The organism is Curtobacterium sp. VKM Ac-2884, assembly GCF_015350945.1.
GTDB lineage: Bacteria > Actinomycetota > Actinomycetes > Actinomycetales > Microbacteriaceae > Curtobacterium.
In genome coordinates, this window is sequence record NZ_JADKSA010000005.1 from 95,796 (window position 1) to 108,873 (window position 13,078).

Consider the following 13,078-nt stretch of genomic DNA (forward strand, 5'->3'; position numbering starts at 1 on the left):
AATGAGCGAGGAAGCGGCCACCGTGGCGCACATCGACCTCGCGCTCGTCGACGACTGTCTCGAGCGCTTCTTCGTCGTGTCCTCGGCTCGTGCCGCGCGTTACGGCCGTCCGTCCGAGGAACTCTGGCGGGTGCTCCGCAAGGCGAGCATGGGCGGCAAGCGCTTCCGACCGCGCATGGTGCTGACCGCGTACCTCGGCCTCGGCGGGGACGACGTGCACGCTGCTGCGCACGTCGCCGCGGCCTACGAACTCCTGCACACCGCGCTGGTGGTGCACGACGACGTCATCGACCGCGACTGGGCCCGCCGCGGCCAGCCGAACGTCGCGGGCTCCTACCGCGACGCCGGCACCACCGGTGGGCTGCCGCTGCCGACCGCCGAGCACCGCGGGATGAGCGCCGCCGTGATCGCGGGAGACCTCGCGCTCTCCGGCGCACCGCGGTTCATCGAGTCCTCTGGTGTGACGGGCGAGCGTCGTGGGCGTCTGCTCGAACTGCTCGACGAAGCCGTGTTCGCCAGCGCCGCCGGTGAGATGACCGACGTCGACCTGGCCCTCGGCGTGATGCCGACGGTGGACGAGGTCCTGGCGATGGAACGGGCGAAGACGAGCGTGTACTCGTTCGAGGCGCCGCTGCAGTCCGGTGCCGTGCTCGCCGGCGCGCCCGAGACCGTCGTCACCGCGCTCGGCGCCTTCGGCCGCGAGATCGGCATCGCCTACCAGATCGTCGACGACCTGCTCGGGGTGTTCGGCGACGAGACGACCACCGGCAAGAGCGTGCTGGGGGACCTGCGCGAGGGCAAGCGGACCATGCTCATCGCGTACGCGGCCACGACCGACTGCTGGCCGGACATCGCTCCCTACCTGGGTGACCCGGACCTGACCGAGGAACGTGCGGCCGAACTCCGTGCGACCCTGGTCACCTGCGGCGCCCGTGCCGCAGCCGAGTCCCGGATCGCCGACCACGTCGCACTCGCCCGTGCCGAGCTCTCCGGACTGCCGTACGACCTCGCCGACCGCCTGGAGGGCCTCGTGACCGAACTCGTGGAGCGCGCCCGGTGACGACCGACACCACCCGGACCGGCAGCGCGCCGTCCGGTCGGCTCCCCCTGTACGACGCCACGGCCGAGGCGGCGTCGAGCGTCGTCATCGACCGGTACTCGACGTCCTTCGGCCTGGCGAGTCGGTTGCTCGCCAAGGACACCCGCGAGCACATCCGCAACGTCTACGCGCTGGTGCGCGTCGCCGACGAGGTCGTCGACGGTCCCGCGACCGAGGCAGGGCTCGACCCCGACCTGGCACGGACGGTCCTCGACGAGCTCGAGGCCGACACCGAGCGCGCGATCGCCCTCGGCTTCTCGGTGAACCCCGTCGTGCACGCGTTCGCCCGGAGTGCACGGGTCACGGGCTTCGGCGCGGAGCTCACGAAGCCGTTCTTCGCGTCGATGCGGATGGACCTGGAGCGCACCGAGCACGACGACGCCTCGTTCGCTGCGTACGTGTACGGCTCGGCCGAGGTCGTGGGGCTGATGTGCCTGCGTGCGTTCGTGTACCGCGCCGGCCGCCCGACCTTCGACCAGGCGGAGCTCATCGCGGGAGCCCGTGCGCTCGGTGCCGCGTTCCAGAAGGTGAACTTCCTGCGCGACCTGCACGCCGACTTCGAGGTGCTCGGTCGCTCGTACTTCCCGGGGGTCGACATCCGCTCGTTCGACGAGGCCACGAAGGACCGTCTGGTCGCCGACGTGCAGGCCGACCTCGACCACGCGGCCCGGACGATCCGGCTGCTGCCGCCCGACGCCCGGAACGCCGTCGGGCTCGCGCACGCCCTGTTCCAGGAACTCAACGACCGCATCGCCCGCACGTCGGCGACGCGCCTGGTGACGACGCGCGTGCGCGTCCCGAACCCGGTGAAGGCACGCCTGGCCGCACAGGTGCTCGCCGGACGCGCCCCCGTGCGGTCGAAGGTGGCCACCCGTCGGCCAGGAGGCACGTCATGACCCCGCCCCGCGCCTCCCGTCCGACGGCCGTCGTCGCCACCACCCGGCGCAAGGTGCCCGCCCGACGCGCCGTCGTGATCGGCGGCGGCATCAGCGGACTGGCGTCCGCAGCGCTGCTCGCGCGGGACGGCTTCGCCGTGACCGTGCTCGAGCAGCGGTCGCAGCTCGGCGGCCGTGCCGGTTCGTGGGAGCGCGACGGCTTCCGGTTCGACACCGGGCCGTCGTGGTACCTCATGCCCGAGGTGTTCGACCACTTCTTCCAGCTGCTCGGGACCTCGGCCGACGCCGAACTCGACCTCGTGAAGCTCGACCCCGGGTACCGCGTCTACAGCGAGGGCAACGACGAGCCGATCGACCTGCGCGCCGACGCCGAGGCGAACATCGCGCTGTTCGAGTCCGTCGAGCCCGGAGCCGGCAAGCGGATCCGGAAGTACCTCGCCTCGGCCGAGGACACCTACGCGATGGCGATCCGCCGGTTCCTGTACACGACGTTCCAGGACCTCACGAAGCTCGCCGCCCCCGACGTGCTCCGTCGCCTGCCGAAGCTCGCCCGGCTCCTGCTGCAGCCGCTGTCGTCCCGCGCTGCCTCGGCGGTCAAGGACCGGCGACTCTGGCAGATCCTGGGCTACCCGGCCGTGTTCCTGGGCACGAGCCCGTACGCCGCGCCGAGCATGTACCACCTGATGAGCCACCTCGACCTCGCCGACGGGGTGCTCTACCCGAAGGGCGGCATCACCGAGGTGATCGCCGCGGTCGAACGCGTGGCCCGTGCAGAGGGCGCGAGGATCATCGCCGGCGCGAAGGTCGAACGGATCGTCGTCGAGGACGGCGTCGCCACCGGGGTCGTGCACCGCGACCGCGACGGCGTGCAGCACACGGCTCCGGCCGACCTGGTCGTGAGCGCCGCCGACCTGCAGCACACCGAGATGCAGCTGCTCGACCGCGAGCACCGCACCCACGGTGCTGAGCACTGGAAGACCCGCGACCCCGGACCGAGCGCCGTGCTCGTCTACCTCGGCATCGACGGACCGACACCCGGCCTGCTGCACCACACCCTGGTGTTCACCGAGGACTGGAAGGCGAACTTCGGCGCGATCTTCGGCAAGGACCGGCACGTCCCCGACCCCGCGTCGATCTACGTCTGCGCGCCGTCGGAGACCGACCCGTCCGTCGCGCCCCGCGGCTCGAGCAACCTCTTCATCCTGGTGCCCCTGCCCGCCGACCTGTCCATCGGCAAGGGCGGGATCGACGGTGCCGGCGACTACGAGGTCGAGCAGATCGCCGACCGCGCCATCGACGTCGTCGCCGAGCGTTCGGGCGTCCCCGACCTGCGGGACCGCATCCGGGTCCGCCGGACGATCGGACCGCGCGACTTCGCCGACGACCTCAACGCGTGGAACGGGTCGATGCTCGGCCCCGCGCACACGCTCAAGCAGAGTGCGTTCTTCCGCGAGAAGAACGCGTCGGCCAAGGTCGACGGCCTGTACTACGCCGGGGCGTCCACGATCCCGGGCATCGGTCTGCCGATGTGCCTGATCAGCGCCGAGGTCCTGCTCAAGCGGATCCACGGCGACACGAGCACCGAACCGCTGCCGACGCCGCTCGGCACCCCGCGGAACCAGGCCGGCACCGTCTGATGCCCGGGCTGTACCTCGCCGGCCTGGTCGTGTCGCTGATCGGCATGACCGTGCTCGACGCCCGCTTCCGGCTGTTCTTCTGGCGGGCGCCGTGGCGTGCGGCTGCGGTGATGGTCGTCGGCGTCGCGTTCTTCATGGTGTGGGACGTCGCCGGGGTCGCGTACGGCATCTTCTTCATCGGCCCGCAGAACCTGCTGACCGGCGTGCTGCTCGCCCCCGAGGTCCCGCTCGAGGAGCTCTTCTTCCTGCTGCTGCTCTGCTACTCGACGATGGACCTGGTCGGCTTCGTCCGACCCGTCGTGCAGCGGTCGCTCGGGCGGCGGCGCCCGTGACCGGCTCCGGCGCCTACGCCCTCCTGGCCCTGCCGTTCTTCACCGTCGTGGCGGTGGTGGCGGTCGTCGCCGGGATCGTGGCCGCGCGCCGTGCGCGAGCAGCGGGACGCGCACCGGGGCCCGGCCGCCGGGTCGCACTGGTCACGTCGCTCGTCGCCGGGATCGCGCTCCTCGTGATGACGATCGTGTTCGACAACGTCATCGTGACCCTGCGCATCGTCGCCTACGACCCCTCGCTCATCAGCGGGGCGAAGATCGGGGCGATCCCGGTCGAGGACCTCGCGTACGCGATGGCGGCGATCGTGCTGCTGCCGAGCCTGTGGGTCCTGTTCGACCGGACGGGCCCACGCGACCCGGCCGCCGCGCGCCCCGCGCCCGACCCGACCACCGCACCACCGGAGGACGCCCCGTGAACGCCAGCACTGCCTCCAGGCCGTCGACCCTGCGCGCCCTGTTCGTGTCGTCACGCCCGATCAGCTGGGTGAACACCGCCTACCCGTTCGGTGCCGCGTACCTGCTCGGCAGCGGGGTCGGCGTCGAGGGCGGCGGTGGGTTCTCGCTCGTCGCGTTCCTGGTCGGCGTCGTGTACTTCCTGGTGCCCTACAACCTGGCGATGTACGGCATCAACGACGTCTTCGACTACGAGTCCGACCTGCGCAACCCGCGCAAGGGCGGCGTCGAGGGGGCGCTGCTCGACAAGAGCGTCCACCGCACCACGATCTGGGCCGTCGTCGTCACCAACGTGCCCTTCCTGGTCGCGCTCGTCGTCCTCGGGGCGGTGAGCGGGAACGGGCCGTGGTCGTGGCTCGTCCTCGCGATCAGCGTCTTCGCCGTCATCGCGTACTCGGCGCCGGGGCTGCGGTTCAAGGAGAAGCCGTTCCTCGACTCCCTGACCTCGTCGACCCACTTCGTCTCGCCCGCGATCTACGGCCTGGCGCTCGCCGGACCGCACTGGACCGGCCAGCTCGTCGCCGTCTGCATCGCGTTCTTCCTGTGGGGGGTCGCCTCGCACGCCTTCGGCGCCGTGCAGGACGTCCTGGCCGACCGGGCCGGCGGCATCGGGTCCGTCGCGACCGTCATCGGGGCGCGGGCGACCGTGCGACTCGCGTTCGTCGCGTACCTGATCGCCGGCGTCGCACTGCTGTTCTCGGCGTTCCCGGGGCCGATCGCCGCCGTCGTCGTGATCCCGTACGCGCTCAACGTGCTGCCGTGGTGGAACATCACGGACCAGGGCGCCGAGGCCGCGAACGCCGGGTGGAAGCGGTTCCTCTGGATCAACTACCTGGCGGGGTTCATCGTGACGATGGCGCTCATCGCCTACGCCTTCACGCACTGAGCGCCCGGGTCCCGTCCCGCCGGTCCCGCCGACGTCCCGTCGAGGTTCCGAAATCTCGGCATCTCGACGTCGCCCGACGCGCTCCGTGGAACTTCGGCGCCGCGCACACGGCATGTCGTGGAACCTCGGCGCCGCCGCGCGCGGCACCTCGGCGCCCGCCGCGCGCGGCACCGACGGCGCCCGCCGCGCGCGGCACCGACGACGCCCGCCGCGCGCAGCACTGACAGACTGGACGGACGCGTCACGGGAGTCGTGACGCGGCAGCCACGAAGGAGTGCACGCATGACGGTCCGGATCATCCACGTCGGTCTCGGAGGGTGGGGCGGCAATTGGGCCCGCACCGCCATCCCAGAGGTCTCCGAAGTGGAGGTGGTCGGGATCGTCGACCCGGTGCCGGCAACGCTGACCGCCGTGCAGCAGGACCTCGGGCTGCCCGCGTCCGCCGCGTTCGCGTCCCTCACCGAGGCGCTCGCCGGGGTCGAGGCCGACGCCGTCGTCATCACCGCCCCCGCCGTCACCCACGTGCCGCTCGCGCTCGAGGGCCTGGACGCCGGCAAGCACGTCCTGGTCGAGAAGCCCTTCGCCAACACCACGGACGAGGCCGTCACCGCCGTGCGCCGTGCCGAGGAGCTCGGCCTCGTGCTGCAGGTCAGCCAGAACTACCGCTGGTACCCGGCACCGCGCGCCGTGCAGGACCTGCTCGCTGCGAACACCGTGGGCGAGCTCTCCGCGATCAACGTCGACTTCCGGCAGTGGGACAACGACCTGGCGTTCGAGGAGCACCCGCACTACAAGTTCCCGCACGCCATGATCAACGACATGGCGATCCACCACTTCGACCTGCTCCGGATGGTCACCGGACAAGAGGCCGTCCGGGTCTTCGCCAAGGCGACCTTCCCGTCGTACAGCAAGTACCAGGACGAAGCCATCGCCTCGATGCTCATCGAGCTCGACGGCGGGCTGGTCGTCAGCTACCGCGGCAGCTGGCTGAGCCGCGGCCCCCGCACGGCGTGGGCCGGCGAGTGGAGCATCCAGGGCGAGGACGGCGAACTCTGGTTCACCAGCCGCGACGGAGCACCGAACGCGGTCGACGGCGACGTGGTCACCCTCCGCCGCACCCAGGACGACGAGGCCGAGCCCGTCGAGCTGCCCGTGCTCGAGCACACCGACCGTCAGGGCGGGCTGCAGGCCTTCGCCCGTTCGGTCGAGGGCGGCCCGGCACCGGCGACGAGCGGGCGCGACAACCTGCGCAGCCTCGCACTCATGGAGGCAGCTGGTCGTTCGGCTGCCAGCGGCCAGCCCGAGGACGTCGTCGTCCCGTCCTGAACGCCGTGCCCGACGGACGGGAGGCCCGTGGCGGGCCCGCCACGGGCCTCCCGTCCGCCCGGTGGTCACGTCCACCGCCTCGCGCAGGTGCCGCGCCGCGGCCATCTGGGCGCGCCCCCGGCCCAGCCGTGTAGAAACTGGGGAATGGCCAAGGACAGTCTCCCCGAGCTCGAACTCGCGAACGTCCGCACGCGTGAGCGCATGACCGACACCGTCACCGAGCTCAAGCGCCGTGCGAACCTCCCGGCGCGGGCACGGCTCGCAGCCGCGAAGACCCGCCAGCGCTGGCACCGTGACCCCACGCCCCTCGTGGCCATGGGCATCACCGGTCTCACCGGGATCGCGGCGATCATCACCGGCATCGCGATCCGCAACCGCCCCGCCGGACACCTGGCAACGCCACCGGCGAGTTCGGCGTTCACCGCGCTGCTGCCCTTCGGCGCGCGCGGCGACGGCCCCTCGGCGAAGGAGCAGGCACAGTCCGGCCGCAAGGGTCGCAAGGCCCGGGCGAAGGCCGCCGAGCAGGCGCTGGACCGTGACCCGGCCCACAAGGCCCGCGTGAAGCAGCAGACCGGCATCGCCGCGGTACAGCGACGAGCGAACAAGAACCGCAAGGCCGCCGTGAAGCGGTCGAAGCAGGCCCTGAAGGCGCGGGGGTAGTCCGATGGCGCAGGAGCAGCAGAAGCCGGACCCGGACGACTCCCGGAAGCCGGACAGCCCCGCAGACCTCACCAAGCCGACGCTCGTCTACACGCTCAAGAAGACGCTGCGCGAGTTCACCGGCGACCAGTGCACCGACCTCGCGGCGAGCCTGACCTACTACACGGTGCTCGCGCTCTTCCCCGGACTGCTGGCGATCGTCTCGATCCTGGGCCTCGTGTCCGATCCGCAGAAGACCATCGACTCCCTGCTGACGATCATCGGCAACGTCGGGTCGCAGAGCGTCGTCGACCTGCTGAGGGACCCGATCGAGGGTCTCGTCCGGTCGCCCGCCGCCGGCATCACGTTCGTCGTCGGCATCGTCGGCGCGATCTGGTCGGCTTCCGGGTACGTCGGCGCCTTCGGCCGGGCGATGAACCGGATCTACAACGTCCGCGAGGGCCGACCGATCTGGAAGCTCCGTCCGACCATGCTCGGCGTGACGGTGTTCACCGTCGTCATGCTCGTCGTCGGCCTGCTCGTGCTCGTCTCGGGCCCGCTCGCCCGGAGCTTCGGCGACGTCATCGGACTCGGCGACGCCGCCGCGACGGTCCTGCTGATCGTGCAGTGGCCGATCCTGCTCGTCGTCGCGATCATCGTCGTCGCGGTGCTCTACTACTGGGCGCCGAACGTCAAGCAGCCGAAGTTCCGGTGGGTGAGCGGTGGGTCGATCCTGGCGATCCTCATCCTGATCATCGCGAGCGTCGGCTTCGGGTTCTACGTCGCCAACTTCTCGAACTACAACGCCACCTACGGCTCCCTCGGTGGGGTCATCGTGTTCCTGCTGTGGCTCTGGATCACGAACAACGCGCTGCTGTTCGGTGCCGAGTTCGACGCCGAGCTCGAGCGCGGCCGGCAGCTGCAGGCGGGCATCCGGGCGGAGGAGGACATCCAGCTCCCCGAGCGCGACACCCGCCAGATCGAGAAGCAGGACGAGAAGCGGGCGCAGGACGTCCTCGAGGGGATCAGGATCCGGCAGGGCGCCGACGGCGACTGACGGACGGGGCGTTCCTCCGGACGGAGGCGCTACGGTGCGACCGTGCCCGCCTTCCTCGACGGGCTGCCGTTCTGGCAGCTCGTCCTCGCGCTCTTCGTGATCGTGTTCTGTCGTGCGCAGGCCACGTACTGGGTCGCGCGTCTCGCGGTGACGGGTGCCTCGCGCTCCCGCTGGGGTCGCTGGCTGCACTCGCCGGCGGTCCGCCGCGGCTCGGTGCTCCTCGAACGCTGGGGCCTGCCGGTCGTGACGGTGAGCTTCGTGGTCGTCGGGCTGCAGACGGTGATGAACGCGGCCGCCGGGCTCGCCCGCGTGGCGTGGTGGCGTTACACGATCGCGATGGTGCCGGGGTGCGTCGCGTGGGCCTTCCTCTACGCCACCGTCGGGCTCGCGGTGTTCTGGGCGGTCGTCGCCGCGCTGGCCGGCTCGCCGTGGGGCATCGCAGCGGTGGCCGTCCTGGTGGTCGCGGTGGTCGTCGCGGTGACGGTTCTCCACAGATCCCGGAACCGGACAGGAGGCCCGGCCCGGCTTCCGTAGGCTGGCCCACGTGACGACAGAACAGCTCCAGAACCGTCCGGTCGCGCTGGTGACCGGCGCCACCCGCGGCATCGGCCGCGCGATCGCTGCCGACCTCGGGCGCACCCACCACGTGTTCGTGGGTGGGCGGAACGCCCAGGCCGTGGACGCCCTCGTCGCCGAGCTGCCGAGCGCCGCGCCGTTCGTCGGTGACCTCGGCGCGGGGGACCTGCCGGCGCTGCCCGACCGGCTCGACGTGCTCGTGCACTCCGCCGGCGTCGAGCAGGGCACGACCATCGCCGACACCCCGCGTGCCGTGTGGGAGCAGGTCTTCGCCACGAACCTGTTCGCGGTCGCCGAGCTCACCCGGGTGGCGCTGCCGGCACTCCGGGCGGCTCGGGGCATCGTCGTGCCGATCAACAGCGGCTCGGGCTTCCACTCCGGCCCCGGCGGTGGCGTGTACGCGGCGTCGAAGTTCGCGCTGCGGGCCTTCGCGGACGCCCTGCGCGAAGAAGAGCGGGCGAACGGCGTCCGGGTCTCGAGCGTGCACCCGGGCCGGACGGACTCGGACATGCAGCGGGCGCTGACCGAGAAGCTCGGCGAGGACTACGACACCGCGTACTACCTGGCGCCGGAGGACGTGGCCGCGGCCGTCCGGACGGTCGTCGACCTGCCGGAGCGCGGGACGATCGAGTCGCTCGCGATCCGCCCGACCAAGCGGCGCTGATCCCGAGGCCGTTCATCGTGCATGTGGTATATGCACGACCTGCGGCTTGCGTGTAACGCATCAGTATTCTACTGTCCAGGTGACCGACGGCGCTCGCGCGCCCCTCTCACCTGGAGACCCCATGCGATCGCGCACCCGGATCCTCGCCGTGCCCATGCCGTTGGTTGCGCTGAGCGTCGTGCTCGGCTTGGCCGGTCCGGCGGCGGCCGCACTCCCGACACCGGACGAGGAGCGCGGGTCGGGGGAACCGGTTCCCTCGCCCGCCGCGGCGCGGATCGACGTCGCGGTCGAGATCGCGAAGGACGGCTACGGTCCGTTCACCCCGAACGACGAACCGGGCGGCGACTCCGGCGACGCGAACGGCATCGTCCGGACGCTCGACGCGGTCACGTACCGCGTCACGATGAACTCCACCGGCGGCCCCTCGTCCAACGAGACGTTCACCGTGGCGGCTCCGGAGAAGACGTCCTGGGCCGGACTCCCGACCCCGTGCACCGGTGCGGGCTCCTCCGTCAGCGGGAACGTGCTCACGTGCAACCTCGGGACCGTCGCGGAAGGGCACGCGGTCGCCGTCCCGGCCGTGCTGAACGTCTCCGCCGACCGGAAGAACGGCGACCGCATCGCCGTCGACGTCACCGGCACCGCCGATGGTGCCGCACCGATCACCACGACGTCCACGGTGACGACCGTCTCCGCCGCCGCTCGGTACAACCTCAGCAAGAACGTCCATGCGTCGATCCTCCGGACGGACGTCATCGGTCCGGACGGCAGCGCCGGTCTGCAGCTGGTCTACCCGATCGCGGTCGACTGGCAACCCGTCGTGCCCGGTCAGGGCATGTTCGGGTTCGAGAAGAGTGCCGGTCGCATGCGGTTCACGGACGACGTCTCCCGGATCCTCGGCGACGTCCCGTCGAACGCGGTGCTCTGGAACGGCGGCCAGCCCGTCTGCGGTCCGAACGCCGACACCGCGTGGCGGATGGGCGGCCTCCCGGCGGGGAAGGGCGGCGGAGACGCCGCCGTCGTGGACTCGGGGAGCTTCGCCTGCGAACAGCGCGCCCCCGGTGATGACGTCGACGTGACCATCACCGGGACGGTGACGGACCCGTCCCGCGTGCCGTCGAAGAGCGTCACCAACGGACCGGTCGTCGGCGGGGTGAAGCCGTACTTCGTCAGCGGCTTCATCAGCTTCTGGATGCCGTACCCGCCGTCGGGCACGTCCGTCGAGTCGGTGAACACCTACACTGCGCTCCAGGCCACCTCGGTCAGCGGCGCCGACAACTTCCCGGGGAGCACCGAGCCGACCGAGGACAACAGCGCCAAGCGCAACGTCGTCGAGTACGCGCCGGGCGGTGTCCAGAAGCAGATCTACCGCGACGCCGGGCTGGGCACCGGCGCCGAGACGGGGTCCGCGAAGGAGGGCGACCCGTGGCTGACTGCGGGGACCGTCCTCCGCAGCGAGGTCCGCGCGTGGAACCACGGACTCCGGCCCTACGACCACGCGATCCTCTGTGACACCTTCGACCGCGACACCCAGCGGCTCCACCGTGTGGGTGGGAGGACGGCCGCGTACTCCACCGGGATCGACGGGGCGACGATCCAGTACGCGGCCTACGACATGCCGTCACCCGGCAGCGGACAGCAGCAGGCATGCGGCGAGGGCGACGGACCTTGGTACGACACCCCCGAGGACGTGCCCGGCGGTCCGGACGCCGTCGGAGCCGTCCGCGTGACCGGCGACGTCCCCGGTGGTGGCACCGCCACGCTCTCCACCTCCGTCACCACCCGGGACGCCCCGAACGGCACGCGCGCCCACGACTTCGGACACGCGTGGTTCGGGGACCGCGCCACCGCCTGGACCCACGACGTCTGGTCCGACCCCGAACTCGGAGCGGGCCCCCTGTCCGACAGCGTCATCATCACCGAGAACCTCGCACGCATCCAGAAGAAGATCGTCGACCCCGGGCACGACGCGGACGACACCCCCGACGAGACCAGCGTGACCGTGCCCGGGAACGCCGTCGACTACGCCCTGTACCCGACGCTGACCAACGGCGAGGCGACCGGTCAGCCGTCGGACGTCACCGTGCGCGACGTCCTGCCCGATCACGTCTCGTACGTCGCCGGGAGCGCCTCGGTCGACCCGGAGATCGACACGGTCGACGGGGACGACGGCACGCGACGCCAACGGCTGACGTGGACCCTGCACAGGGTCCAGCCGAACGCCCCGGTCGACCCGATCACCTACACCGCGGCCGTGTCCGAGCTCGCACCAGCTGGCGCGATCCGGAACGTCGTCGAGGTCGCGTCGCCGAGTGACGCATCCGACGCGGAGTACCGCACGGCCGTCCGCGCCGTCCAGGTCATCACCACCGGCGGTGTCGGCGTGCAGAAGCGGGCACTGGCGCCCGTCGTCGCGGTCGGTGACGATCCCGAGTGGTCACTCGCGTACACCAACACCGACGCCGCTCCGATCGCCGACCTGGACGTGATCGACGTCCTCCCGCACCGGGGTGACACCCGCAACTCGTCGTTCCACGGCTCGGTCGGACTCGCCAGGTCGGTCGAGGTCCACTCCGCGGCGGGTGAGACCGTCACCTACACGTCCGCCGCTCCCTCGGGTGTCGAGCTCGACGGGCACGCGCCGTCCAACGAGCCAGGCGGTGCCACGAAGTGGTGCGACGCCGAGGCATTCGGTGCCGACGGCTGCCCGGCGGCACTGCAGGACGTCACCGCGTTCCGCATCCAGCGCGCCGCGCCGGTGGCGGGCGGCGAGACCATCACGCACACCGTCGCAGTCTCGACGATCGGGGAGCGTGACGGCGACCGCTACACGAACCGGTTCGGCGTGCGTGCCTCGAACCTCGCGCTGCCGGTGCAGTCCAACCCCGCCACCGTCCGCGTGGCTGCCGGTGCGATCGGGGACCGCGTCTGGTCCGACGACGACGGTGACGGCCTCCAGGACCACGGCGAGCCCGGCATCGCCGACGTGCAGGTCCACCTCGACGGCACCGACGACCGTGGTGACGACGTCGAACGCGACACCACCTCGGACGCCGACGGCACGTACCACTTCGACGGGCTGCGTCCCGGCGACTACACGGTCACCGTCGCGGACCGTGACGACCGCGCCTTCACCACCGAGCACGTCGGGGACGATCCAGCGGCGGACTCGGACGTGGATGCCCGTGGTGTCTCCGGTACCGTACCGATCGTGTGGGAGCACGACGCCGAAGGCGGTCGGACCGCGGTCACCCGCGACAGCACCGTCGACGCCGGCGTCGTCCCCGTCGTCCCCGGCGAGGACGCCACGCCGGGCCGACCCGCACCGGACCAGCTCGACGGTCCGGCGGCCTCGTCCGCCGCTGCCGGACCGGGCGTGCGGCACGGCGGCGACGGGGCACTGGCCTTCACCGGCTCGACGGGGCTCTCGATCGGCATCGCTTGCGCGGTCCTGCTCGTCGTGGTCGGCGCGCTCCTCCTCGGCGCTGGCCGGAACCGTCCCGGCAGACGCTGACC

General features: G+C 71.6%; 12 protein-coding genes. All 12 read left to right on the forward strand.

Annotated elements, in window-relative coordinates:
- The first annotated feature begins 1 nt into the window (after position 1).
- Positions 2 to 1,060 (forward strand): polyprenyl synthetase family protein, encoded by a 1,059-nt coding sequence (locus ITJ60_RS14305; protein WP_131844739.1) that lies wholly within the window; start codon positions 2 to 4, stop codon positions 1,058 to 1,060.
- Positions 1,057 to 1,995, forward strand: a complete 939-nt coding sequence (locus ITJ60_RS14310; protein WP_323749184.1) for a phytoene/squalene synthase family protein — start codon at positions 1,057 to 1,059, stop codon at positions 1,993 to 1,995. Before ITJ60_RS14305 ends, ITJ60_RS14310 begins: the two co-directional genes overlap by 4 nt.
- Positions 1,992 to 3,632: a phytoene desaturase family protein gene (gene crtI, locus ITJ60_RS14315; RefSeq protein ID WP_228510398.1), complete on the forward strand. Its 1,641-nt coding sequence runs from the start codon at positions 1,992 to 1,994 to the stop codon at positions 3,630 to 3,632. Before ITJ60_RS14310 ends, crtI begins: the two co-directional genes overlap by 4 nt.
- Positions 3,632 to 3,964 (forward strand): lycopene cyclase domain-containing protein, encoded by a 333-nt coding sequence (locus ITJ60_RS14320; protein ID WP_194648395.1) that lies wholly within the window; start codon positions 3,632 to 3,634, stop codon positions 3,962 to 3,964. Before crtI ends, ITJ60_RS14320 begins: the two co-directional genes overlap by 1 nt.
- Entirely contained in the window at positions 3,961 to 4,377 is a 417-nt protein-coding gene (locus ITJ60_RS14325; RefSeq protein WP_194648396.1) for a lycopene cyclase domain-containing protein, read from the forward strand. Before ITJ60_RS14320 ends, ITJ60_RS14325 begins: the two co-directional genes overlap by 4 nt.
- A complete protein-coding gene (locus tag ITJ60_RS14330; RefSeq protein WP_194648397.1) occupies positions 4,374 to 5,300 on the forward strand; it encodes a prenyltransferase in 927 nt (308 codons plus the stop codon). The genes ITJ60_RS14325 and ITJ60_RS14330 overlap by 4 nt, the downstream gene beginning before the upstream one ends.
- Positions 5,301 to 5,582: 282 nt before the next feature.
- Entirely contained in the window at positions 5,583 to 6,626 is a 1,044-nt protein-coding gene (locus ITJ60_RS14335; RefSeq protein ID WP_194648398.1) for a Gfo/Idh/MocA family protein, read from the forward strand.
- Between the two features lie 144 nt (positions 6,627 to 6,770).
- Positions 6,771 to 7,286, forward strand: a complete 516-nt coding sequence (locus ITJ60_RS14340; protein WP_123672087.1) for a hypothetical protein — start codon at positions 6,771 to 6,773, stop codon at positions 7,284 to 7,286.
- A gap of 4 nt (positions 7,287 to 7,290) precedes the next feature.
- Entirely contained in the window at positions 7,291 to 8,322 is a 1,032-nt protein-coding gene (locus ITJ60_RS14345) for a YihY/virulence factor BrkB family protein (RefSeq protein WP_194648399.1), read from the forward strand.
- 42 nt (positions 8,323 to 8,364) lie between these two features.
- Entirely contained in the window at positions 8,365 to 8,856 is a 492-nt protein-coding gene (locus ITJ60_RS14350) for a DedA family protein (protein WP_123340009.1), read from the forward strand.
- Between the two features lie 10 nt (positions 8,857 to 8,866).
- The gene (locus ITJ60_RS14355) at positions 8,867 to 9,562 is read left to right on the forward strand and encodes an SDR family oxidoreductase (RefSeq protein WP_194648400.1); all 696 of its coding nucleotides are present in this window, start codon (positions 8,867 to 8,869) and stop codon (positions 9,560 to 9,562) included.
- A 121-nt stretch (positions 9,563 to 9,683) separates the two neighbouring features.
- The gene (locus ITJ60_RS14360; RefSeq protein WP_194648401.1) at positions 9,684 to 13,076 is read left to right on the forward strand and encodes an SdrD B-like domain-containing protein; all 3,393 of its coding nucleotides are present in this window, start codon (positions 9,684 to 9,686) and stop codon (positions 13,074 to 13,076) included.
- The last annotated feature ends 2 nt before the right edge of the window (positions 13,077 to 13,078 follow it).

Excerpts from the sequence above, each read along its gene's own strand:
- ITJ60_RS14305 (WP_131844739.1), top strand. The coding sequence starts at position 2 with ATGAGCGAGGAAGCGGCCACCGTGGCGCACATCGACCTCGCGCTCGTC.
- ITJ60_RS14360 (WP_194648401.1), top strand. The coding sequence starts at position 9,684 with ATGCGATCGCGCACCCGGATCCTCGCCGTGCCCATGCCGTTGGTTGCG.
- ITJ60_RS14345 (WP_194648399.1), top strand. The coding sequence starts at position 7,291 with ATGGCGCAGGAGCAGCAGAAGCCGGACCCGGACGACTCCCGGAAGCCG.
- ITJ60_RS14320 (WP_194648395.1), top strand. The coding sequence starts at position 3,632 with ATGCCCGGGCTGTACCTCGCCGGCCTGGTCGTGTCGCTGATCGGCATG.
- ITJ60_RS14335 (WP_194648398.1), top strand. The coding sequence starts at position 5,583 with ATGACGGTCCGGATCATCCACGTCGGTCTCGGAGGGTGGGGCGGCAAT.
- crtI (WP_228510398.1), top strand. The coding sequence starts at position 1,992 with ATGACCCCGCCCCGCGCCTCCCGTCCGACGGCCGTCGTCGCCACCACC.
- ITJ60_RS14340 (WP_123672087.1), top strand. The coding sequence starts at position 6,771 with ATGGCCAAGGACAGTCTCCCCGAGCTCGAACTCGCGAACGTCCGCACG.